A 22,909-nucleotide genomic window follows, 5' to 3' on the forward strand; every position below is an offset into this window, starting at 1 on the left:
GTAGATATTAGAAGTAGGACCAACCACGAGGGGAGTGTAATCGAATGAATCTCACGTATCTTGCGGCTGAGACAGAGACTGCTGAAGCAGGTCATCTCTTACTCGCCAACATGATCGTCACGATCGTCGTTTTCCTCTTGCTCCTCATCCTCTTGAAGAAATTCGCATGGGGCCCGCTCGTCAACATGATGAAAGCGCGGGAAGAGCATGTGGCTAGCGAGATCAATTCGGCTGAAAAAAGCCGGAAAGACGCTGAAGTCTACGTAGAACAACAACAAGCAGAACTCAACAAGGCACGTACGGAAGCACGTGACCTGTTAGAAGCATCACGCCGTCAAGCTGAGGCGGAACAAGCACGTGCGATGGAGCAGGCACGTGTCGAAACAGAATTGAGCAAGGAAGAAGCTCGCCGTGCAATCGAACGTGAACGCGCTGAAGCACAAGCTGCTTTGAAGAACGATGTTGCTCTTCAAGCAATCGCTGCAGCCCGCCACGTCATGAAAACACAGCTTGCGACAGACGAAGCGGCACAACGTGCACTCGTCGACCAATTCCTCGCTGACACTAAGGGCACGAACTAATGCGTGACCACGTAGCGGGACGCTACGCAAAAGCGCTCTTCGATCTTGCACTTGAGCACCATGTGCTCGAACAAGCAGAAGCTGATGTGCGAACGCTCGGCGAAGTGCTCCACGCAACACCAGAGCTCGCATCGGTTTTAGGAAACCCGTCGATTTCTGCAGAAGAGCTGAAGCAAGTCCTTCATACGAGCTTCACAGGCTTCAATACGATTGTCTTAAATACGATCCTCGTCATGGTCGAAAACGACCGGGCATCGGAAGTATTGTCATTGCCGGAGCATTTCATCGCGTTGTTGAATGAGCACCGTAACGTTGCGACAGCAATCGTGACAAGTGCATACAAACTGTCAGACGAAGAACTCACGAATGTGAAGGAAACGTTTGGCCAAAAATCAGGTAAAACGCTTGAAGTAGAAAATGTTGTTGATACGAACGTAATCGGCGGACTTCGTGTTCAAATCGGTTACACGACATATGATGGCACGATCGAAACGAAACTAACGCGACTTGAGCGTGAGCTGTTAAAAGCGTAAGAAAATAGGGGTGAAACGCATGAGCATTAGAGCTGAAGAAATCAGCGCCCTGCTTAAAGCGCGTATCGCGCAGTACGGTTCTACGATGGAAGTGAACGAGACAGGTACAGTCATCCAAATCGGTGATGGTATCGCTCGTGCACACGGACTCGACAACGTCATGTCGGGAGAGCTCGTAGAATTCGCTAACGGCACAATGGGCTTGGCGCAAAACTTAGAAGAAGGCAACGTCGGTATCATCATTCTTGGTGACTACCTTGAAATCAAAGAAGGCGACTCTGTTCGCCGTACGGGCCGCATCATGGAAGTACCAACTGGAGACGCACTCCTCGGACGTGTCGTTAACCCGCTCGGTATGCCGATTGATGGTCTTGGTCCAATCGAAACAGAACACTATAACCCGATCGAGCGTAAAGCTTCTGGTGTTATGGCACGTAAATCAGTTCACGAACCACTTCAGACGGGAATCAAGGCAATCGATGCCCTCGTTCCAATCGGCCGTGGACAACGTGAGTTGATCATCGGTGACCGTCAGACGGGTAAAACGTCGATCGCCATCGATACGATCATCAACCAAAAAGAAGAAAACATGATCTGTATCTACGTCGCAATCGGACAAAAAGAATCAACAGTCCGTGGTGTTGTTGAAACACTCCGTAAAAACGGTGCACTCGATTACACGATCGTCGTTTCGGCAGCAGCTTCACAGCCGGCGCCACTTCTTTACCTCGCACCATTCGCTGGTGTAGCGATGGGTGAACACTTCATGGATCTCGGCAAGCACGTTCTTGTCATCTATGATGATCTTTCGAAACAAGCAGCGGCATACCGTGAGCTTTCGCTTCTTCTGAAGCGTCCACCAGGCCGCGAAGCCTACCCGGGTGATGTCTTCTACCTTCACTCACGTCTCCTTGAGCGTGCAGCGAAATTGAACGACGGACTTGGCGCAGGTAGCTTAACAGCACTTCCATTCATCGAGACACAAGCGTCGGATATCTCGGCTTACATCCCGACAAACGTTATCTCGATCACGGATGGTCAAATCTTCCTTCAATCGGATCTCTTCTTCTCAGGTGTCCGTCCAGCGATCAACCCGGGTCTCTCGGTATCGCGTGTAGGTGGTTCGGCTCAAGTGAAAGCGATGAAGAAGGTAGCGGGTACGCTCCGTCTTGACCTCGCTTCTTACCGTGAGCTCGAAGCCTTTTCACAGTTCGGATCTGACCTTGATAAAGCGACACAATCGAAACTTAACCGTGGTGAGCGGACAGTAGAGGTTCTGAAACAGGACCTTAACCAACCGTTGACTGTCGATAAGCAAGTCATCATCATCTATGCCTTGACTCGTGGTCACCTTGATGATGTTGCCGTTTCAGATATTCGTCGTTTTGAAAAGGAACTCAACCTCTGGCTCGATCAAAACCGCAAACAACTTTGCGACGAGATCCGTAAAACAGGTAACCTTCCAGCTGACGAAGAAATCGTTACTGCAATCTCAGAATTTAAGAAAACGTTCCAACCGACAGTCTAAGAGATTTCTCTTAGGCTCGGCGGAACACTCTTGATACTAACAAGGTGGTGAATCGAAATGGCATCGTTGCGCGAGATACAAATGCGGATCAACTCGACGAAAAGTACGAAACAGATCACGAAAGCGATGAACATGGTTTCGGCGTCGAAACTGAACCGCGCTCAAGCACATAGCGCGAAGTTCCAGCCTTACATGCTGAAAATGCAGGAAGTGCTCGGAACCATTGCGAATGGCACGACAGGTGCTAGCCATCCGATGCTCGAAAAACGTCCTGTCAAAAAGACAGGCTATATCGTCATCACATCGGATCGCGGCTTAGCTGGTGCATATAACGCCAACGTGCTGCGTGAAGTCTACCGGGAAATCAATGAAAAGCATACTACGGACAGTTACGTCTTGTTCGTGGTCGGTAAAGTCGGTGTCCAGTTCTTCCGTTCACGCGGAATCACGGTCACGGATGCGATCACAGGACTAAACGATTCTCCTTCGTATGTCGATGTCGCAGAAATCGTGAAGCGTACAGTGAGTGCGTTCACGCTCGGCGAAATCGACGAACTCAAGCTGTGCTACAACCACTTCATGTCTGTCATCAGCCAGGAAGTGAAAGTCGAAACCCTTCTCCCGCTCGGAGAAATCGAAGCTTCGTCTTCGACGACTTATGAGTACGAGCCAAGCGAGGAACAAATCCTGGCTGAACTCCTTCCGCGTTATGCGGAGAGCTTGATTTTCGGTGCGCTTCTTGACGCGAAAGTAGCAGAACATGCGTCACGTATGACAGCAATGCAAAGTGCGACAGATAACGCAGATGACTTGATCGGTCGATTGACTCTCGTCTACAACCGGGCTCGACAAGCTGCAATCACGCAAGAAATCACAGAGATCGTCAGTGGAGCCGCTGCCCAGCAGTAATCCACTCGGCGTAATGATAGCTAGGAGGAAACACGATGAACGAACTCGGTTTAAAAGGCCGCGTCGTCGCGGTCATGGGACCTGTCATCGACGTTAAGTTCGACGGACACTTGCCGAAGATCTACAACGCGCTTCGTATTCAATATACGCCGCAAACAGTAGAAGAAGTGGCTATCGACTTGACGCTTGAGGTCGCCTTGCACCTTGGTGACGATGTCGTCCGTACCATTGCGATGGATTCTACGGATGGTGTACGCCGTGGAGTGGAAGTACTGGACACTGGTGCTCCAATCTCGGTACCTGTCGGAGAAGCAACGCTTGGTCGCGTCTTCAACGTACTCGGTAACCCAATTGATGAAAAAGAACTCGATGCAAGCGTGGAACGTCTTCCGATCCACAAAAAAGCACCGACATTTGATAACCTTTCAACAAAAGTTGAAATCCTCGAAACAGGAATTAAAGTCGTTGACTTACTCGCTCCTTACATCAAGGGTGGTAAGATCGGTCTCTTCGGTGGTGCCGGTGTAGGTAAGACCGTCCTCATCCAGGAATTGATCAACAACATCGCGCAAGAGCACAGCGGTATCTCGGTATTCGCAGGTGTTGGTGAGCGGACGCGTGAAGGTAATGACTTGTACCACGAGATGACGGATTCAGGCGTTATCAAACAAACAGCGATGGTCTTCGGTCAGATGAACGAGCCGCCGGGCGCACGTCTTCGTGTTGCCTTGACTGGTTTGACAATGGCGGAATACTTCCGTGATGAGCAGGGACAAGACGTTCTTCTCTTCGTTGATAACATCTTCCGTTACACACAAGCAGGTTCAGAAGTATCGGCCCTTCTCGGTCGTATGCCATCTGCGGTTGGTTACCAGCCGACACTTGCTACAGAGATGGGTATGCTTCAAGAGCGTATCACGTCAACAAACAAAGGTTCGGTTACATCAATCCAAGCGGTTTATGTACCAGCCGATGACTATACTGACCCGGCTCCTGCGACGACGTTTGCCCACTTGGATGCAACGACGAACCTTGAGCGCCGTCTCTCTGAGATGGGTATCTATCCTGCCGTGGATCCACTTGCTTCGACTTCACGTGCCCTTTCACCGGAAATCGTCGGCGAAGAGCATTACGGTGTAGCTCGTCAAGTTCAGGAAACACTTCAGCGCTACAAAGAGCTTCAGGATATCATCGCGATCCTCGGTATGGACGAGTTGTCTGAAGAAGACAAATTGACTGTACACCGTGCGCGTCGTATCCAGTTCTTCTTGTCGCAGAACTTCCACGTAGCTGAGCAGTTCACAGGACAAAAAGGATCGTACGTCCCGGTTAAGGACACGATCCGCGGCTTCAAAGAAATCCTCGGTGGGAAACATGATGATTTGACGGAAGAAGCATTCCGTCTCGTCGGTCCGATCGAAGATGCGATTGAAAAAGCGAAGACGCTTGTCTAAGTGACAAAGCATAAGGGGGACTTGAGATGAACACACTTCATGTCAATATCGTCACCCCGGATGGCGAAGTGTATGATGGGAATGTTCGTATGGTCGTCGCGAAAACGATATCTGGTGAGATCGGGGTTCTCCCGCACCACGTACCGCTCGTAACACCACTCGACATCAGCATCTTGAAGTTGCGCCACGAAGATGGCGGACGCACGTTGATCGCTATCAGCGGTGGCTTTATGGAAGTGCGCCAGGATACAGTGACGGTTCTTGCTGAAACGGCTGAAGCAGCGGACAAGGTCGATTACGACCGTGCCTCGGCTGCGAAAGTCCGGGCAGAACGTCGCCTCCAGGACACGAAATTATCAGATCTTGAGTTCAAACGCGCTGAGCTTTCATTGAAACGCGCAATCAACCGTCTCAACCTAAAAGAGTACGGTCGCGATTGATCCAAGTTAAAAGACCCGGTTTCCGTCATGGAAGCCGGGTCTTTTTTTTGAGGAGAGGTCAATGATTTCCTGCAGGACAACCGCTTTCACAAATCTGTTGGATGATTCAGGTTTAACAACGCTAAAAAAAGTAAAAGGACATATATGTGTCCTCTTCACACATTTTTCAATCTTATTATGTGGAATTTTCCATAATACTCTTTTCATAATATATTTTATACGCTAAAATAAATTATCTTGTGCCTTTTTGTTTGCGCAATCATTCATTGTATGAAATCATGGTAAGGTTGGAAAAACCTTAACAGAAGAGGTGCAGTAGCAGTGACGTCAATCGGTTTAAGTGCATTAATCAGTATGCTCGTTTATTTAACGGCGATTGTCTTCGCCTGGTGGTCACTCCTTCCGGTCAAGTGGGAGAAGTTCCTGCAACATCCGAAAGGACCGCAGGCTGTTGTCTTACGTGTGTTGCTTGCCGTGGCGCTCGGTTCGCTGATCGCCCGCTTTTTACTCGACTATTCAGGATTCGCACAGCGTCTCCAGTTCTTAGTCGGGTGAACTTGTAACTTCGTTGTAAACCCTAAATCATCAATCTGATTTAGTATGGAACAGGATAGTATTCTTATAATGAAGAAACGTAACCATTGTCAAGCTGAAAAGTCGTGTTGGATTTGGAATGAGAGATTAACTATAGGGTGTTTCTCTTCTATCATGCGTTGGTCTTCAACTATGATGCACACCAATCGCGAATTGAACATAATAGAACAGAAACGAAAGCAGAGGAGTATGAGTAATGGAAAAAATCGTTGTCCGTGGCGGACGTAAATTAGCTGGAACGGTAAAAGTAGAAGGTGCAAAAAACGCAGTCTTGAAAACATTGGTCGCAACATTGCTGGCTTCAGAAGGTACATCGGTCCTTCAGAACGTTCCCCGTCTGGCAGACGTCTATACCATCAATAACGTCTTACGGAACCTGAACGCAGAAGTAACATTCGATGCTGAAGCAAACACAGTCTCGGTCAATGCAGAAGCAGAATTGAAAGACGAAGCACCACTTGAATACGTTCGGAAGATGCGTGCGTCAATCCTTGTCATGGGACCACTCCTTGCGCGTCTCGGTCGTGCACGTGTCGCCATGCCAGGTGGCTGTGCGATTGGTTCACGTCCAATCGATCTTCACTTAAAAGGATTCGAAGCGATGGGCGCGAAAACAATCATCGGCAACGGATTTGTTGAAGCACACGTTGACGGTCGTCTGCAAGGTGCAAAAATCTACCTCGACTTCCCGTCAGTCGGTGCAACAGAAAACATCATGATGGCAGCGACACTTGCTGAAGGTACGACAGTCATCGAAAACGTCGCAAAAGAACCGGAAATCGTCGATCTCGCAAACTTCCTCAACGCAATGGGCGCAAAAGTCCGCGGTGCCGGTACAGAGACGATTCGCATCGAAGGTGTTGAAAAACTTCACGGCGGCAACCACTATGTCATTCCAGACCGCATCGAAGCCGGCACATTCATGATTGCAGCTGCGATCACGGAAGGTGACGTTGAAGTCATCGGTGCCGAGCGTGAACACCTCCGTCCATTGATTTCGAAAATGGAAGAGATGGGTGTTAAAATCTCGGATACAGAAGAAGGACTTCGTGTCGTCGGACCGAAGAAACTCGTTGCGATTGATGTCAAGACGATGCCACACCCTGGTTTCCCGACAGACGTTCAAGCGCAAATGATGGCGTTGGTCTTAAAAGCAGAAGGTACTTCTGTCATCACGGAAACAGTCTTCGAAAACCGTTTCATGCACGTCGAAGAATTCCGTCGTATGAACGCTGACATCAAGATCGAAGGACGTTCATCGATCATCACAGGCGGCATCCAGCTTCAAGGCGCAGAAGTCCTTTCAACGGACCTTCGTTCAGGGGCAGCACTTGTGACTGCAGGATTGATTGCAGAAGGCGAAACACGTGTGGGTGCCTTGCATCACATCGATCGTGGATACGTTGATTTCCATCTTAAATTACAAGCACTCGGCGCAGATGTCGAACGCATCACGGAAGAAACAGTGGCCATCGAAGAGACGGCGGCGACGAAGCTTTAAGCTATCATTTCATTCCAATACATTCTTGACGACTTTCTCAAAAAGAAAGTCGTCTCTTTTTGTTTCCCTGTGCTAGAATTGAAAGGTATGTATACATAAATGGGTTAGACGTCCAAACGACGTTCTAAATTTTGGAATAATAGCCAGTGGACAAAGGAGATCACGCGAGATGTTTTTGACAAAGGATATCGGAATTGACTTAGGGACGGCGAATGTCGTCATTCACGTAAAAGGTAAGGGAATCGTACTCGACGAGCCGTCAGTCGTCGCTATTGATAAAGTAACAGGCAAAATTCATGCGGTCGGAACGGAAGCCCACCAAATGGTCGGCCGGACACCGGGAAACATCGTCGCCATCCGTCCATTACGCGATGGGGTCATCGCTGATTTCGAGATGACGGAAGCGATGTTACGTCACTTCATCGATAAAATTGAAGTCCGGAGTATGTTCGGCGGGGTCCGGATGTTGATTTGTACACCGGCCAGCATCACGACGGTCGAAGCGAAAGCGATTCGTCAAGCAGGTGAAAAATCAGGCGCGAAAACCGTTTTCCTGGAAGTGGAACCAAAAGTCGCCGCAGTCGGAGCGGGTATGGATATCTGGATGCCGGCCGGTCACATGGTCATTGATATCGGTGGCGGGACAACAGATGTCGCGGTCTTGTCGATGGGCGATATCGTCTGCGGTGAAACGATCAAAGTCGCCGGAGACCGGTTTGATCATGATATCATTCGTGCGATCAAGGACAATCATAAATTGATTATCGGGGAACGGACGGCTCAAAACGTCAAGATGACGGTCGCAACCGTTTCAGACGAGGGGCGTCAGGAAGAGATGGACATTCGTGGTCGGAATCTCGTGACAGGCCTTCCGGACAACATCACGATTTCATCGCAGGAGATGCATGAAGCGTTGGCGGAAGCGGCAATGGAAATCGTTGAAGCGACGAAACGGGTCCTCGAGAAAACACCACCGGAACTGGCGGCAGACATCATCGACCGCGGAATTATCCTGACAGGTGGCGGAGCATTGCTTGACGGCATCGACCAGTTACTGGCGAAAGAGCTCGGACTGCCGGTCCTGATTGCAGAAGATCCGATGTTATGCGTTGCACGCGGGACAGGGATCATGCTGGATCATTTAGGGAAATAATCCGAATGAATGCTTGTGTCGGACGTCTCCGCCATCCTCGCTTTCCATGGGCGGAAGGTAAGCCGCGGCATCCCGCACTCCATGCGGTCATGCCGGGTCTTACCTATTCCTGACGGAAGCGTAAATCACGCTTCCTTTTCCCATAGGAGTCGAGGATTTCGTTTCCGTCCTCCATCAATCAAAAATGGCCGATCATCCTATCTGTTGACAGGATGATCGGCCATTGCCATGCAAATTTTGATGATTCAAAACCGATTCGTATCTTTTTATGCACGATAGAGGTGACGGTCAGTTAATTATTGCGTACTGCGCATGAAGGCCTGATACGCATCAAAATCATGATAGACGATCGCGCTTGGTGGTAGGGAACTGTTCATCGTTTGATTGACGAGCTGATTGAGGGCGGTCCGCGTCTGTCCGTAAAACGTGATACTTGGCGTGTCCGGCAGTTCCGTGAATTCGAGAGCATACGACAGACGATGTTGATGACTGGCGGCGTAAAGTGCATCGGTCATCGTAATCGCAGCGAGACCGTTTCCGCCGCCGTAGACGGTCCGGTAACTCATCAAGGTGACTTCATCGGCCAGTTCCATTGCCCATTCGCTGAGCGGTTGCCCGGAAGCATCCGGAACGGTATGGAACCAAAACGGCAGAAACAGTTGCAACGGGAGCTGTTGTGCTGTGCTGACATCATGAAAAGCCGTCAACAGGCGTTGGTAAGAGGCGATGACAGACGCTTGATCCGTTTCCCAGGCCGGTAAGGCATAAGGCTCGAGATCGACACTGATGCCATCGGGACGTTCCATTGTTTCCTGAAGGTAAACGTTGATCCAGGCTAACGGATCTTCGACGTTCGGCCGGTTCGTCGTCCCTTCATTCGTAATCCAGGCGGGCTGACCGAACAAAAAATAGACTTCGATCCCGGCAAGATGGGCTTTTTCAACGAAGGTGCGGTAGAGAGTTCGGTCACCCTCGACAGCGACATGCAGGTAGACCCGTTTCATCTGTCTGTTCGCCAGCTGTGTGACTTTCGTTGAAATTTGTTTCGCTTCAGGAATGGACCACATCACGGTATGACGCGTGACGGTGACGGCCGCTTCGGTTCTGGTAGGCAGAAGCGTCGCAGCCATCGTAAGACAAATCAGACTGATAATGAAGCGTTTCATATCGTTCACTCCCATTACTTAAGTTACCTTATTATCGGTCGTCCGGTGCATCTTGGATATAAGGCAATAGTCCGGGAGTCCTGAGAATCAGTTCAAATCCTAGACATTTCACTTTGTGAAGTGTATATTAGAAGTTGTTGAATTGAAACGGAATTACCAATAAAAAGGAAGTGATGCCACAATGCCATTGTGGAAACGAAATTTAGTCGTTGTTTGGATCGGTAGTTTTTTGACTGCTGCCGCGTTAAGTTTAGTCTTACCGTTTTTGCCCTTATTCATTGAAGAACTTGGTGTCAACGGACGCCAGGAAATCACGACCTGGTCCGGCGTAGCGTTTGGTGCAACGTTTCTCGTCGCAGCAATCGTCTCACCGATTTGGGGACGTTTGGCCGATAAAAAAGGCCGAAAATTGATGTTACTGCGGGCAAGCCTCGGTATGTCAATCGTCATGTTCTTAATCAGCTTCGTTCAAGATGTGTACCAACTCGTGTTCTTACGACTCGTCATGGGAGCTGTCTCCGGATTCATCTCTGCCGGAATCACCCTGATTGCGTCACAAACCCCAAAAGAGAAAAGTGGCTGGGCGCTCGGTACATTATCGACCGGTGGGATTGCCGGTGGATTACTCGGACCTCTGATTGGAGGATTCCTTGCCGATATGATTGGGCTTCGACCCGTTTTTCTCTTTACGAGCATTCCGCTCTTCCTGACGTTCCTCGTCACGTATTTCTTCGTCAAAGAAGAATTCGTGCCGCTGCAGACGAAGCAGATGGCGTCAGCGAAACAAATCATCCAGTCATTACGTCATCCGGAACTGATTTTAAGCCTCTTCCTGACGACGTTTTTGATTCAGTTCGCGGCTCAATCAATTAGTCCGATTCTATCGCTGTACGTTCGGGAACTCAGTCCCGGTACGGAACGATTAGCCCTGTTATCCGGAATCGTCGCGTCGGCTCCCGGGATTGCGGCCTTGATTGCCGCCCAACGGCTCGGTCGGCTGTCGGATAAAATCGGGGCGGAACGTGTCTTGTTCTTCGCCTTACTGATTTTCGCCGCCTTCCTGATTCCGCAAGCGTTCGTGACGGATACGAGTCAATTGATCATCTTACGGATGGGCATCGGCTTTGCGACTGCCGCTTTGATGCCGTCGGTCCAGGCGCTGCTCCGGAAACACACGCCGGCGAATGCGTCTGGTCGGATTTTCGGATATAACCAGTCGGCCCAGTTCATGGGGAATTTCCTCGGACCACTGGCGGGTGGTCAGATTGCCGGTCACTTCGGTTTTGAAGCGTTGTTCCTGTTCACCGGTCTGATTGTCATCACGAACGCGGTGCTCGAACGGACACAAACGGCTGTCCTCAGTAAAAAACATTCATGATGCATAGGAAAAAGGCTGTTTCGATTTTCATCGGAACAGCCTTTTTGATGTAGCAACATCAGGATAACAGGAAGAATTCATCCAGCTTCAATTGCTCGGATGTTTCGAGCGCCTTCATGATTTGTCCCGACTGAGCGCGGATTTTATAGTCAGCCGAATAATGGAACAGTCCGTTATCGAGTTCGGTCACGGCGAGCGGTTCAATCAGTGTTTTCGGATGGACGATATCCGTCAATTGAAGCGACAGTTCGATTTGATGGTCGACCGGCAAGCGGATCGACGCATAAAAATGAACGGAGCGGTTCGTACTGCGGGTGATGAGAACCGGGGAGGCTCCGACGTTGACATCCTTTCCGTTCAACCGTGTGATCGAGATGAGTCCGTGCAGGGACGGCAATGGTTTTTTCGGTGACTTCTTCATCGATTCGACCGGTTGCAGGACACCCTGTTTCAAGAGAAGACGTAATGCCTCGATACCGACGGGACGGCTGAACAGGTAACCCTGAACGGAATGGCATTCAAAATCCCGGAACTGATCGAGCTGCTGAAGCGTCTCGATGCCCTCGGCGACGACCGACAGCTGAAATTCTTTCGCCAGGTAGACGATGCTTTTGATGAGCGGGACGGACCGGTCATCTTCCTCCAGTTGAGCGACGAACGACCGGTCGAGCTTCAGACTGCTGATCGGATAACTCCGGAGGCTGCTGAGGGAAGAAACCCCGCTGCCGTAACCGTCGAGGATCAATTGGATTCCTAACTGATGGAGTTGCTGTAACGTCTCTTTGACGAACTCGCTTTCGTGCAACAGGATGCTTTCCTGAAGCTCGAGTTGCAAGTACCGCGCCGGGACCTGATAGCGGTGCAAGCACGTACGGATCGTCTGGAGGAAATCCCGGTGAAGCAGTTGATTGGAAGAGAGATTGATTGAAATCGGGACGACCGGAACACGTTGTTGCAAGAGGGACTGGATCGTCTGGCAGACGGTATCGAGCACCCATTCGCCGATCGGCAGATAACAATGACCTTCCTCCGACAAAGGGATGAAGTCTTGTGGGGGAATGCGACCCCATTCAGGATGATCCCAGCGAATCAACGCTTCGCACGCTAAAATCTGTCCGCTCCAAATGTCGACCTTTGGTTGGTATTCAAGAAACAGTTCATCCTGTTCGATCGCATGACGCAGACTTTGTTCGAGCTGATGGCGGCGATAGATTTCAAGATCGAGCTGTGACGTATAAAACTCATAAGAGGGCTGTATTTTCAGTTTGGCACGGGACAGGGCACGGTTGGCCGTATGCAACAGCTCCGTAGCCGTCGTTTCATCATGTTGGAACGGACTGAGACCGATCGCCAGTTCAGCCGCCAGTTCGTAGCCTTCAATCTGAAAACGCATCGTGTTCAGCGTCAATAAATGGAGACATGTCTCTTTCAAGGCGACTTCATCGAATGGTTCCGTCGACAAGGCAGCGTAATGATCGCCGGCAAGCCGGGCACAATAGAGATCCGGCAATTTTTCCGCTAAGTAATGACTCGTCTGTCGCAACCATTGATTACCGATATCGTAGCCAATCTGTTCATTGATCTGATGCAACTGATTGAAATCAAGCGATAGAATCGTAAACGGATGATCGGTCCGGATCAGGTGCTCGACTTCTTCGAGGAACAGCGTCCGGTTCGGCAGTCCGGTCACTTCATCATATAAAGAGAGCTTCCGGATCTCCTCTGGTTGGATCGCCCGGTCTGACCCATGTTCCGCAGCCGGTTTCGCGACGGCCTGAAACAGGAAACTGAACAGCTCCTGGTTGCCGTCTTCCGAGCGGAGTCCCTGACAAGTCACATCTTGTGCATAGTCGCGTGTTTGATTCATCCGAAAAGAACCGGAGACAGCTGGTTCTCCTGTCCGCAGGAGGGTCAGGAAGGTTTTAAACCGGGACCGGTCCTCCGGATGGATTTCCAGTAAAAACTCCCCGTAATCGAGTGAAGCGAGCCGGTGTTGCGAGATATCCAGCAACGAGGCGAAATGAGCAGACAACGCGAGACGATCCTGTTTCGTTTCGTACTCTAAAAAAGCGAGTCCGGGAAGTGACGCCGTCAATTGTTCTTTTGCTGACAGCCGGGTATGTTGGAGCCGTAGTTGAACATGTTGGGTGATGTCCCGGGCGATACCGTAGACGCCGATGATGACATGATTTTGATAGATCGGAATGTTCGTGACATTCATCGTTAAGAGATGTCCATCATGATGGGTGACTTCTGCTGTGAAATGGACGGTTTCCCCGGTCAAAGCCCGTTGTTTGAGCGGAGCAATCCGCTTGGCTTCAGCGGATGTGATGAATTCGCTGAAGTGCTGGTGGTGGAGCTTTTTTCCGCCATATCCGAGCAGCAGGGACAGTTTTTGATTGTAAGAGACGATTTGACCTTCTAGATTCAAGGTATAGACCGCATCCGGATGATTTTCGAGAAAGTGGGTTGCATCGACCAGTTGTTTAAAATCCAAGGAGCCGTTGATGAAGGATTCTGTGTTCTTCTTTTTGAAGAAGGGCATGATCTCACCTCATTTAGTATCGTGATAGGTTGATTATAACAATTTATGGGATTTAGACATATCGTGTCTGTTGAAAAATAAGCAAATGTTTTTGAACAACAGGGGTAGGCCTTTCGATGCATCTACGAGATTCATTGCCTTATTTTGAAAAAAACATCGAATTTCCAAAAAATTGACCGATATACTTAAGGAACAGAATTGAACAATAAGTCAATGAGGAGCCAACACATATGTTACGAGGAATGTATACGGCGTCTGGTGCGATGCAGGCGTTACAACGGCAACAAGAGATGTTAAGTAATAACCTGGCGAACGCCCGGACGCCGGGCTTCCGGGCCGATCAGGCGTCCCTCCGGACCTTTCCGGAGATGATGATTCAGCAGTCGGGCATCAACGAACAATCCGGTGTCCGCTCGCGCGGGACGGTCGGAAAACTGGCGACCGGTGTCTTCATGCAGGCAGCGACGCCGAACTTTGCTCTTGGCTCGATTACGGAGACGGGCAATGCGACGGATCTGCAAATCAGTTCGCTTGAAGGTGCGGCCTTGTTTACAATCCGGCATGCTGATCCTGCGACCGGTGAAGAAGAGACCTTGTACACGACGAACGGTCAGTTCGCCGTCGGACAGGACGGTCTCCTGCGGACGACAGAAAATGATCTTGTCCTCGGTGAAGATGGTCAACCGCTGAACGTCATCAATGAAGATTTTGTCGTCAGTGCGGACGGTGCCGTCACGGACGGAAACGGTCAAGCCATCGGTAACCTCGGTCTTGTCGTGACGAATCAGCCGGAAACGCTTGAGCGGACCGGAAACGGACTGTTCCGTTCGCCGGACGCGTTAAACGCCGGTGCCGTCAAAGTCGATCAGGGAGTACTCGAACTCGGGAATGTCGAAGTCGAACAGACGATGACAGAGATGAACGCCGGTCTCCGCCAGTTCGAAGCCAATCAGAAAGTCATCCAGGCCTATGACCGGACCGCTGAAAAAGCAGTCTCGGAAATCGGACGTGTCCGTTAATCAAGGAGGAAGTTCATGCAATCACTTTATACATCGGCCAGTACGATGGCTCAGCTTCAAAAACAGCTCGATACGACGGGACATAATTTGGCGAATGCCAATACAAACGGCTATAAACGCCGGGATTCCCAGTTCAATGAACTGCTTGTTCGTAATCTGAACAATCAACCGGCGGGACTGACGACCGGACCGCTGACGACACCGGCCGGTCTGCGCCTCGGTGTCGGCGGATACGTCGCTAACGAAGCGACACGTTTCGCAACCGGGACGTTTCAAAATACCGGACGGAACCTCGATGCGGCCCTCAGCAATCCCCACCATTTCTTTGGTGTGATCGATGCGGACGGCGTGACGAAGTTTACACGCGACGGCAATTTTGAATTGTCACCGCAGGCAAACGGTCAAGTCCTATTGACGGATGATGCCGGACGGTCGGTCATCAATCAGGCGAACGAACCGATTACGTTCCCGGACAATGCGATGTCGATTGAACTGAACAAGGATGGCAACATCACCGGTGTCCTGAACGGCGAACGGCGTGTCCTTGCCCGGATCGGTGTCGCGGATATTCCGAACCACGGCGAATTGACCGATGTCGGAGGCGGACTGTATACGACGGCGGGGCAATATCAGAATGCGACAGGAAATCCGTTGACGGTCGGAACACTTGAGACCTCGAATGTCGATATGGCGACGGAGATGACGAACCTGACGCAGATTCAGCGGGCCTATCAGTTTAATTCAAAAGCCTTGACGACATCGGACCAGATGATGGGCATCGTGACGTCGCTGAAATAAGCAGAAATTGTATATCTGAATAGACGAAAGAGGGGGCCGGATGTTAAAAATCCGTCCCCCCTCTTTTCTGTGTGTACTGATGGTAATGTCAGTATGAATGCTATTCGTTTTTTTTCAACGCGAGATAAATCGCCGCCATGTCTTCGTCACCGTGACCACTTTCTAAGGCATGCTGATATTGCGTCTGTGCCGTCGTGGCCAGTGGCAGGTCAAGCGTCAATCGTTTCGCTTCTTCTGTGATCAAGCCGAAATCCTTGGCCATCAGGCGAAGCGGGAACGCAGGCGGGAATTGTTCGTCCCGGTACATCGTCTGTTTGCCTTGGAAGAGCGGTGTGTTCATTCCGGAAGCGCCAATCAGCTGGAGGAGCTTCTCTTTGTCGAGTCCGGCGCGTTCGCCGAGCAATAAGGTCTCGGCGACTCCTTCACCGACGAGACCCAGCAGGAGATTGATCGCAAGTTTTGCCGAACTCCCGGTTCCATGGGCACCGAAGTGAATGCTTTCCTTACCGAGAATGTCGAAGTAGGGACGACAGGCGGCAATCGCCTGTGCGTCTCCGCCGAGTAACAGGACGAGTTGACCGGCTTCCGCGACCCCGACGGATCCTGAGACCGGTGCTTCGATATACGTCGCCCCTGCCTGTTCGGCACGTTCCGCAAATGAAGTCGATTGTTCCAGTGAAATCGTACTCAAGTTGACGACGGTTTTCCCCGACAGATCACTTGTCAGCAGCCCGTCTTCCTGTTCAAAGACTGCCGTGATTGCAGGACCGTCCGCGAGCATCAGAAAAATGATATCCGATTGTTCGACGACGGCGCGGGGCGAATCTAGTGCGACGGCGCCTTCTTTGACGAGGGACGCTGTCTTCGCGACCGTCCGATTATAGACGTTGACCGGGTGTCCGGCTTGTCTGAGGCGTAACGCCATCGGTATCCCCATATGACCTAATCCAATCCAACCTAATGCCATTTAAAGAACTCCCTTCGTTTTTCAGCTCTTTTTTCCAATACCCGTCCTGCAGCGGTCCGTAACCTGACAAAAAAACGTGCCTTGTCGAATGACAAAGGCACGTCAGCTTATTCTTCGTACGTGAGGATGGTCGAGATGACTGCAATCGGGAAACGGATCGTAAACGTCGACCCGGCACCGATCGTCGATTCGACATCAATCGTTCCGTTGTGATGTTTGACGATTTCCTTACAAATCGATAGACCGAGTCCGGTTCCACCGATTTTCCGGGTTTCCGAATTGTCGACCCGGTAGAACTTATCGAACAACTTCGACATCGCTTCTTGCGGAATCCCGATTCCCTGGTCCTGAATCGTGATTTCTGCAAATCCGTCGCGGTTCTCGATTTGAATGGCGACATCACCACCATCCGGTGAATACTTGATTGCATTACTGAGCAGGTTGTTCAGCAACTGTTTGATTTTTTCCGCATCGGCATCAATCATGATTGGGCCTTCCGCTTCAAAGGACAACTGGTGCGTCGTGTGCGAGGCATCGTGGAAATCAATCAGTTCGCTTGCGAGCTGGACGAGATCAAACGTCGCCATCTGATACCGTTGTTCGCTCGACTCCATCCGCTGGACATCAAGGAAGTCATTGACGAGTGTCGTCAAACGTCCTGTCTCCGAGTGGATCGTCGTCAGGTATTTCCGTTGTTTCAAGGAATCGATTTCCCGGTTGAGCATCAGTTCCGTGAAACCATAGATTGAGGACAATGGTGTCCGCAGTTCATGGGAGACTGTCGAAACGAACTCTTCTTTCATCCGGTCTGCTTCCGTTTCCTTCGTGACATCCCGTAAAACGAGCATCGTGCCGACCCAGACCTGATTAATCTGGATTTTTTCCGCATAAATCTGGATGTAGGCACTTTGCGAGCGGATCGAGACGACAAGACTTTCTTTCGGCAGATTCTGTTCGACGATTTGTTCGATATACTGTTCGAACGGTTCCGGTTCATCGATGATGGCAGAGAGGGCCGACATCGCCTGGCGGAACGACGAGAGATTGCTTTCGTCCTGGTATTCCGTCTGGACTTCCGGGAACAGTTTCATCAACGGTTCATTGACGAGCAGTTCATCTGATTCATGTTCGATGTAGACGACGGCTTCGCGAATCGAGTTCAGGAGTTGGCCGGTCTTATTTTTCTCGTGCATCATTTTTTCATAAATCCCCATCCGCATCAGCGAGAGCGACAACTGGTGCGAGAACGACAGGATGTCACCCATCTGTTCCGGTGTGAACGCATCCCGGTAACGGACGAGGTAGACACAGGCGATGATCTGTTCTTCATTCGGATCAAGGATCGGAACGGCGACCTCATACATATAGTACGGATACGGCAACGGACTGTCGTGGGCAACTTGTTTTGACGAATGGACCGGTCGTTTCAGGACGCGGGCCCGGTGGAACAGGGACTGATCGTCCTTGACGAGCTGACCGACCATCTCTTCCGTCATCCCGTACTCAATCGTCGAGCGGACATCATGCTGATCGAGGAACAGCAGGGCGCCGATTTCCGAGTGTGTGATCGAGACAAGCTTTTCGATGATTTCCGGATACGCGGTCAGTGTCTCGCGTGACGCCAGTGTTTCCGTCAGTTCGTTGCGGTACTTGAGATGCTGTTCGCTGCGCAACGTGATTTCGAGTGCTTCTTCGAGCTCCTCCTGCTGCGCCTGCAATTCTTCCTGCTGGGCGACGAGCTCTTCTTGCTGCGCTTGTAACTCTTCATTTTTCGCCAGCATATGGACTTTGTTGTCGGCGATTGAGGACGCCATCTGATTAAACGATGTCGTCAGGATATACAGCTCATCCTGACGTTTCGGTAATGGAATGGTGTTGATATCCTCACCACTGGCGAGCAGGGCGCTGTCGCGCGATAACGTATTGACCTGCTTCGTCACCCGGCTGATGAACGGACGGACGAGCAACAACAGGATGATGATCAATACGACGAGATTCGAGAGCCAGATGAACTGGGCGACCCGCATTTCGCCGAGTAAGTTTGTTTTTGCCTCCGTCTCCTTGTCTTGAATCAAGGTCAGGTAGTTGGCGAGTAACGTATCGATGCCGGCAGCATCGGCATCTGTCGTCAATTGACTGTTCGAGCCTTTTAGTGTTCCGTTTTCATTAAATAAATCATCACCGTTCGATAAGGAAGCAAGAGTCTTCGGATCGAGGAACGTCTCATCAATCGAACCCTGTTTCTTCCCGTCGACATATTCCGTCAAAAGTGGAAGGGCGGTTCCGAAGTAATCGTTGTAAAGCGTACGTGTTGCAACCGCGTATTCCTTCCCTTGTTCATAAATGGCGTGTTTTTCGAACCAGGTCGTCAGACGATTAACTTCCCGCTGATTCGCTTTGATCGTATCGAGCATTTCAGGTGTACCGAACAGCACATACGATTTCACATTGCTCTGCACAAGTGTCCATTCGTTGGCTAGCGCATTGGCATTCGTCCGGCGTTCCCGTAAATCGTCGAAGGTCATATTCGTCTGGTCAATCTTTCGTTCCGTATAGTTGTAGACGATCGCTGACGTCAGACTGAGCGCGATGAAAACCATATAAAAGGCAAACATCAATTGACGACCAATTTTTTGATTAATCCAGTTCACTTGTTTATCCTCCGTATTCTGTTTTGTAAGGTTCAAAAAATTAATCCAGTATTTTTATATTACTTAATCAAATAGGTATCCATCAAACTTTAACACGCAAAGATGCAAAAAAGATATTTTATTTACTGGATTTTTAGAATGAATAAAACTCAAGCGACCTTTTATGAAGGAATTGGTTAAACATCCTTTAACTATTTTTTGAAAATAAGGATTAGAAGAGTCGAAATAAAGGGAATCTAATGAAGGAGAAGCACTCATTTTAATCATAAGGAAGTGACAAGATGCAAAAAATGTTCGAGAACAAATGGTACCGCGGTGCCTGGTGGATCATGACGCTGCTGATCATCGTCTGGATCGGCAATCATGTGACGTTCCTGTTCCGGCCGATTGCGATTTTATTGCAGATGGTCGTTCCACCGCTCGCGATTGCCGGTATTCTGTATTATGTCCTGTTGCCGATCGTCGAGCTGCTCGAGAAAAAGATGAAACGGCGTCCTGCTGTCATCATCGTGTTAATAGGTTTGATCAGTATTTTAATGACACTCGGTTTCATCTTCGGTCCGATGTTGTCCGACCAGATCACGGAATTCGTTAATTCGATTCCGACGCTCGCTTCACAGTTCCAGCGTCAACTGATTGATGTCCGGGACCAGCTTGAAAACAGTGCCTTCTTCTCCCGTTTCCTTGGAGGACAGGATGACCTGTTTAATAAGTTTTCCGGAAGCGTCTCGGAGTATGCTTCGACCTTCCTGAAAAATATCGGAACCGGTGTCGGCGGATTCGTCAGCGTCATCACGACGACGGTCGTGACGATCGTCATCATTCCAATCATGTTGATCTACATGTTGCTTGATGGGGATAAGTTGAAAGGCAATCTCGTCAAGATGATGCCGTTCGAATACCATAAGGAGACAAAAAAGATTCTCCATGATGTGCATTTAACAATCATGAGTTACATCCGCGGTCAGGTCATCGTCAGTATCGGGGTCGGGATCATCGCCTATATCGGTTACCTGATCATCGGAATTGATTACGCGCTGTTACTCGCGCTGTTTGCGACCTTGACGAACATCATCCCGTTCCTCGGACCGGTCATCGGCGTCGTGCCTGCCTTGATCGTCGGGTTCATCCAGGATCCGATTCTTGCGATTTATGCCGTCATCGTCATGACGGTCGCGCAACAGATCGACTCGCATATCATGTCACCGCTCGTCCAGGGGAAAACGCTTGATGTCCATCCATTGACGATCATCATCGTTCTGCTCGTCGCCGGAAACATCGCCGGATTCTTCGGTGTCCTGCTCGGTGTTCCGTTCTATGCGGTCATGAAGGTCGTCATCCTTAACATCCGTCGTCTGTATCATCTGCGGTCGCAAAAGAAGATGGTCATCGCGGAAGACGATAAAACGTTTAATACGATCGTGACGACAAAAGACTGACTTTGAATTTTCAGGACAGTTCGGTCATACTGAAAGAGTAGTCGATTGTGTCACGAAAGGGGTATGTGTCAGATGGATCAACGTCACGTAGAAGAACAGGCTGATTTATTGGCCCTCCAAAAGTTTCAGCACAATTTCGAAAATAGTCTCAAGTCGAGTGTCATCTTTATCCTGCGGGACGGGGCGCTGACGATCGGGGAGATTGAACAACGTCTCGATCAGTCGCATGGTCAAATTCTTGAACAATTGCAGGAATTGATTGAAGACGGACTCGTCTTGCAACAGATGTCGGAAAAGGTCCATGGACTTGCGTATTCCTTGACCGGTCCGGCGGAAGAACTCGTTCGCCAGTTCAAGGAATCGATTGCCTGGAGCAAACAGCACATCACCTATTAAGGAAGTCCGACCCCTCGAGCAGTTGCTCGGGGGTTTTTTAGTATTATAATTGTGAAAAAATGTATAATTATTGAATCGAAACCGACATAATGAGGGAAAGAACGTTGACGTCAGAGTAGGAGAGAAGGAAGCGGTTTGAAAACAATCCTGTTGTATGTTCTGATACCGGTATGCGTCATTTTCGTGATCGTCAAGTGGATCATTCCCGTCGCAGGGTGGGGAGCAGACTCTAAACCGATCAAGCCGAATCCGATTCCCGTCATGCAAAAATGGGATGAGGATCAATTGAAACAATTTGACCGGGAAAACCGGGTCGGGACCCGGTATACGCTCGGCGGATTGGAGGTCGAGACGTTAGCGATGAAGCAACGCAATACGATTCGGGCGACCCCTTTGTTACGGGTGATAGTCTCAAAAGAAAAGCTGGTACAAGTCGGAACAGGAACGGACCGGTTACTGGCCTTGACCGTAACGCTTCAAAATCAATCGGACGATCCGATTGAATTGTCCCAAAAACTTGGTGAGTATGAGACAAATGGAAAAAGAACATCGATTTTACATGAAAATCACCCGCTCGTCGGCACGTACCGGTCGGGAGAAGAACGAACGGGAGTCCTGTTCATACGGACGGAGCAGAAACAGCTGACGACGGGACATCTTGATTTACTTTACCAGACCCGATCGGGTGAAAAACAGTTGCGTGTACCGCTGAATCAACCAAAAAACTGACCGACTCCTGCAGGCAGCTGCTGGAATCGGTCAGTCGGACTATTTTTGAACGACACTGAACGCTTCTTCTGATTCAATCCCGGCTTTGTTGACAGCCGTGATGATAAAACGTCCGGTCTTATCTTTTGGTAACGGGAAGGCTTTTCGTTCGATCGATTCCGTCGAACCCAGCTTTTTCCGTTTTCCGTTTTGTTCCTGATAGATGTTATACGCGACGACTTCATCATCAGTCGATGCGTACCAGTTAACGAACCCGCCCGAGACGCGGACGTTCGTTGCCGGTTTTGGTGGTGTTTTGACAGGATCGGATGCCTTGTCATCTAATTCAGTAAAGACGACAAGACGGTTGTCGTACGTACCTTCATTTTCATCGTACGTACCGATACACGTGATCAAGTTCAGGTTACGCTGATCAGAGGCGCCGAAGATTTTTTCGAGCGGTGCATCGAGATGACCGTACTCGACCAATTTTTTGACACGGAAGACGAGATTACGGCCTGACTCATCCTTGATTTTGACCGTATCGCCTTTTTTGAGTTCGTGCAGCTGATAAAAGACGGCGGGGCCGGTCTTCGTATCGGTGTGTCCATCGATGACGGCATTTCCGACATCACCCGGACGGGGACCAAACTTATACCACCCGACTTGCTGTTCGTTTTTCGGCGTCCCCATGGCGCCTTTTTTATCAAGACCAACCTGTTCCACGTTGGTCTTGACCTTAAGCGAATCAATCGTTAGGGTTTTGGGCAGTTCTACTTGATTCGTAGAGAGATTCTTAAATTCTTTTTTAAAGATTTCGGACGGTTTGAGTGGATCTTCCTTTGTCTCGGAAGATGTCGCAGCGTCCGTTTTTGTATCGCCTTGCGTAATATTCGTTTCCGGTTCATTTGTGTTTCCAAACAGTAGAAAAATTAACGTACCGATTGAAACGAGCATCAAGAGGATGCTGACCGGTAATAACCATTTTTTCATGACACGTCACTCCTTTCCGAGACAAAGCCTCTTACACAGAAAAAGGATAGTGCCGAGGCGCTATCCTTTTTAGTATACCTGAAATCTTATGCGTTTTGACGTTTGCGTGCGAGGACGATTCCGGCTGCACCGAGTGCGAGACCGAAGAGTGCGATC

The 22,909-nt window shown here is 49.9% G+C and carries 20 protein-coding genes; 15 read left to right on the forward strand and 5 right to left on the reverse strand.

The annotated features are described in order from the left end of the window. The first annotated feature begins 44 nt into the window (after positions 1 to 44). The 9 genes from atpF to mreB all read left to right on the forward strand — a co-directional run bounded on the left by atpF (position 45) and on the right by mreB (position 8,693). Entirely contained in the window at positions 45 to 581 is a 537-nt protein-coding gene (gene atpF / locus DVG79_RS14385) for a F0F1 ATP synthase subunit B (protein ID WP_114597333.1), read from the forward strand. After that, positions 581 to 1,114 (forward strand): F0F1 ATP synthase subunit delta, encoded by a 534-nt coding sequence (locus DVG79_RS14390; protein WP_114597334.1) that lies wholly within the window; start codon positions 581 to 583, stop codon positions 1,112 to 1,114. The genes atpF and DVG79_RS14390 overlap by 1 nt, the downstream gene beginning before the upstream one ends. 19 nt (positions 1,115 to 1,133) lie before the next feature. Beyond that, positions 1,134 to 2,642 (forward strand): F0F1 ATP synthase subunit alpha, encoded by a 1,509-nt coding sequence (gene atpA / locus DVG79_RS14395; protein ID WP_012371542.1) that lies wholly within the window; start codon positions 1,134 to 1,136, stop codon positions 2,640 to 2,642. Between the two features lie 57 nt (positions 2,643 to 2,699). Continuing rightward, complete coding sequence (gene atpG / locus DVG79_RS14400; RefSeq protein ID WP_012371541.1) at positions 2,700 to 3,551, forward strand: ATP synthase F1 subunit gamma; 852 nt, start codon at positions 2,700 to 2,702, stop codon at positions 3,549 to 3,551. A gap of 35 nt (positions 3,552 to 3,586) precedes the next feature. Continuing rightward, the gene (atpD, locus tag DVG79_RS14405) at positions 3,587 to 5,005 is read left to right on the forward strand and encodes a F0F1 ATP synthase subunit beta (RefSeq protein ID WP_114597335.1); all 1,419 of its coding nucleotides are present in this window, start codon (positions 3,587 to 3,589) and stop codon (positions 5,003 to 5,005) included. 26 nt (positions 5,006 to 5,031) lie between these two features. Continuing rightward, complete coding sequence (locus DVG79_RS14410; protein ID WP_114597336.1) at positions 5,032 to 5,445, forward strand: F0F1 ATP synthase subunit epsilon; 414 nt, start codon at positions 5,032 to 5,034, stop codon at positions 5,443 to 5,445. Positions 5,446 to 5,766: 321 nt separating this feature from the next. Beyond that, positions 5,767 to 6,000: a DUF1146 family protein gene (locus DVG79_RS14415; RefSeq protein WP_114597337.1), complete on the forward strand. Its 234-nt coding sequence runs from the start codon at positions 5,767 to 5,769 to the stop codon at positions 5,998 to 6,000. A 235-nt stretch (positions 6,001 to 6,235) separates the two neighbouring features. Then, positions 6,236 to 7,540 (forward strand): UDP-N-acetylglucosamine 1-carboxyvinyltransferase, encoded by a 1,305-nt coding sequence (gene murA / locus DVG79_RS14420; protein ID WP_114597338.1) that lies wholly within the window; start codon positions 6,236 to 6,238, stop codon positions 7,538 to 7,540. A gap of 169 nt (positions 7,541 to 7,709) precedes the next feature. Further along, a complete protein-coding gene (mreB, locus tag DVG79_RS14425) occupies positions 7,710 to 8,693 on the forward strand; it encodes a rod shape-determining protein MreB (RefSeq protein ID WP_026827353.1) in 984 nt (327 codons plus the stop codon). A 296-nt stretch (positions 8,694 to 8,989) separates the two neighbouring features. Here the strand turns inward: mreB and DVG79_RS14430 are convergent, their stop codons facing one another. Further along, positions 8,990 to 9,859 (reverse strand): hypothetical protein, encoded by an 870-nt coding sequence (locus DVG79_RS14430; protein WP_114597339.1) that lies wholly within the window; start codon positions 9,857 to 9,859, stop codon positions 8,990 to 8,992. 181 nt (positions 9,860 to 10,040) lie between these two features. Between DVG79_RS14430 and DVG79_RS14435 the strand changes: the two genes are divergently transcribed. After that, complete coding sequence (locus DVG79_RS14435; RefSeq protein WP_114597340.1) at positions 10,041 to 11,237, forward strand: multidrug efflux MFS transporter; 1,197 nt, start codon at positions 10,041 to 10,043, stop codon at positions 11,235 to 11,237. A gap of 58 nt (positions 11,238 to 11,295) precedes the next feature. On the opposite strand, the gene DVG79_RS14440 is transcribed toward DVG79_RS14435, so the two are convergent. Continuing rightward, a complete protein-coding gene (locus DVG79_RS14440; RefSeq protein WP_114597341.1) occupies positions 11,296 to 13,782 on the reverse strand; it encodes an EAL domain-containing protein in 2,487 nt (828 codons plus the stop codon). Positions 13,783 to 14,012: 230 nt separating this feature from the next. Here DVG79_RS14440 and DVG79_RS14445 point away from each other — a divergent pair, with 230 nt between their 5' ends. Together DVG79_RS14445 and DVG79_RS14450 are read left to right on the forward strand one after the other, a co-directional pair. Next, positions 14,013 to 14,801: a flagellar hook-basal body protein gene (locus DVG79_RS14445; RefSeq protein ID WP_114597342.1), complete on the forward strand. Its 789-nt coding sequence runs from the start codon at positions 14,013 to 14,015 to the stop codon at positions 14,799 to 14,801. A 15-nt stretch (positions 14,802 to 14,816) separates the two neighbouring features. Then, entirely contained in the window at positions 14,817 to 15,599 is a 783-nt protein-coding gene (locus tag DVG79_RS14450) for a flagellar hook-basal body protein (RefSeq protein ID WP_114597343.1), read from the forward strand. 100 nt (positions 15,600 to 15,699) lie between these two features. On the opposite strand, the gene DVG79_RS14455 is transcribed toward DVG79_RS14450, so the two are convergent. Together DVG79_RS14455 and DVG79_RS14460 are read right to left on the reverse strand one after the other, a co-directional pair. Next, entirely contained in the window at positions 15,700 to 16,566 is an 867-nt protein-coding gene (locus DVG79_RS14455) for an NAD(P)-dependent oxidoreductase (RefSeq protein WP_114597344.1), read from the reverse strand. Positions 16,567 to 16,673: 107 nt separating this feature from the next. Then, on the reverse strand, positions 16,674 to 19,217 hold the full coding sequence (locus tag DVG79_RS14460) for a HAMP domain-containing sensor histidine kinase (protein ID WP_114597345.1): 2,544 nt from the start codon (positions 19,215 to 19,217) through the stop codon (positions 16,674 to 16,676). 281 nt (positions 19,218 to 19,498) lie between these two features. Here DVG79_RS14460 and DVG79_RS14465 point away from each other — a divergent pair, with 281 nt between their 5' ends. The 3 genes from DVG79_RS14465 to DVG79_RS14475 all read left to right on the forward strand — a co-directional run bounded on the left by DVG79_RS14465 (position 19,499) and on the right by DVG79_RS14475 (position 21,781). After that, complete coding sequence (locus tag DVG79_RS14465) at positions 19,499 to 20,656, forward strand: AI-2E family transporter (RefSeq protein WP_114597346.1); 1,158 nt, start codon at positions 19,499 to 19,501, stop codon at positions 20,654 to 20,656. Positions 20,657 to 20,728: 72 nt separating this feature from the next. Next, positions 20,729 to 21,052, forward strand: coding sequence for a winged helix-turn-helix transcriptional regulator (locus DVG79_RS14470; RefSeq protein ID WP_012371527.1), 324 nt, complete (start codon positions 20,729 to 20,731; stop codon positions 21,050 to 21,052). Positions 21,053 to 21,187: 135 nt separating this feature from the next. Then, positions 21,188 to 21,781: a hypothetical protein gene (locus DVG79_RS14475; RefSeq protein WP_114597347.1), complete on the forward strand. Its 594-nt coding sequence runs from the start codon at positions 21,188 to 21,190 to the stop codon at positions 21,779 to 21,781. A gap of 39 nt (positions 21,782 to 21,820) precedes the next feature. On the opposite strand, the gene DVG79_RS14480 is transcribed toward DVG79_RS14475, so the two are convergent. Continuing rightward, entirely contained in the window at positions 21,821 to 22,753 is a 933-nt protein-coding gene (locus DVG79_RS14480) for a class F sortase (protein ID WP_114597348.1), read from the reverse strand. Between the last annotated feature and the right edge of the window lie 156 nt (positions 22,754 to 22,909).

The sequence above is a fragment of the Exiguobacterium sp. RIT594 genome (assembly GCF_003339585.1).
Classification (GTDB): Bacteria; Bacillota; Bacilli; order Exiguobacteriales; family Exiguobacteriaceae; genus Exiguobacterium_A.

What these genes read in the sequence shown, in the direction of transcription:
- DVG79_RS14465 (WP_114597346.1), top strand. Translation starts at nt 19,499, where the DNA reads ATGCAAAAAATGTTCGAGAACAAATGGTACCGCGGTGCCTGGTGGATC.
- DVG79_RS14445 (WP_114597342.1), top strand. Translation starts at nt 14,013, where the DNA reads ATGTTACGAGGAATGTATACGGCGTCTGGTGCGATGCAGGCGTTACAA.
- mreB (WP_026827353.1), top strand. Translation starts at nt 7,710, where the DNA reads ATGTTTTTGACAAAGGATATCGGAATTGACTTAGGGACGGCGAATGTC.
- DVG79_RS14390 (WP_114597334.1), top strand. Translation starts at nt 581, where the DNA reads ATGCGTGACCACGTAGCGGGACGCTACGCAAAAGCGCTCTTCGATCTT.
- murA (WP_114597338.1), top strand. Translation starts at nt 6,236, where the DNA reads ATGGAAAAAATCGTTGTCCGTGGCGGACGTAAATTAGCTGGAACGGTA.
- DVG79_RS14410 (WP_114597336.1), top strand. Translation starts at nt 5,032, where the DNA reads ATGAACACACTTCATGTCAATATCGTCACCCCGGATGGCGAAGTGTAT.
- DVG79_RS14455 (WP_114597344.1), bottom strand. Translation starts at nt 16,566, where the DNA reads ATGGCATTAGGTTGGATTGGATTAGGTCATATGGGGATACCGATGGCG.
- atpF (WP_114597333.1), top strand. Translation starts at nt 45, where the DNA reads ATGAATCTCACGTATCTTGCGGCTGAGACAGAGACTGCTGAAGCAGGT.
- atpD (WP_114597335.1), top strand. Translation starts at nt 3,587, where the DNA reads ATGAACGAACTCGGTTTAAAAGGCCGCGTCGTCGCGGTCATGGGACCT.
- DVG79_RS14450 (WP_114597343.1), top strand. Translation starts at nt 14,817, where the DNA reads ATGCAATCACTTTATACATCGGCCAGTACGATGGCTCAGCTTCAAAAA.
- DVG79_RS14435 (WP_114597340.1), top strand. Translation starts at nt 10,041, where the DNA reads ATGCCATTGTGGAAACGAAATTTAGTCGTTGTTTGGATCGGTAGTTTT.
- atpA (WP_012371542.1), top strand. Translation starts at nt 1,134, where the DNA reads ATGAGCATTAGAGCTGAAGAAATCAGCGCCCTGCTTAAAGCGCGTATC.
- DVG79_RS14430 (WP_114597339.1), bottom strand. Translation starts at nt 9,859, where the DNA reads ATGAAACGCTTCATTATCAGTCTGATTTGTCTTACGATGGCTGCGACG.
- DVG79_RS14440 (WP_114597341.1), bottom strand. Translation starts at nt 13,782, where the DNA reads ATGCCCTTCTTCAAAAAGAAGAACACAGAATCCTTCATCAACGGCTCC.
- DVG79_RS14480 (WP_114597348.1), bottom strand. Translation starts at nt 22,753, where the DNA reads ATGAAAAAATGGTTATTACCGGTCAGCATCCTCTTGATGCTCGTTTCA.
- atpG (WP_012371541.1), top strand. Translation starts at nt 2,700, where the DNA reads ATGGCATCGTTGCGCGAGATACAAATGCGGATCAACTCGACGAAAAGT.
- DVG79_RS14470 (WP_012371527.1), top strand. Translation starts at nt 20,729, where the DNA reads ATGGATCAACGTCACGTAGAAGAACAGGCTGATTTATTGGCCCTCCAA.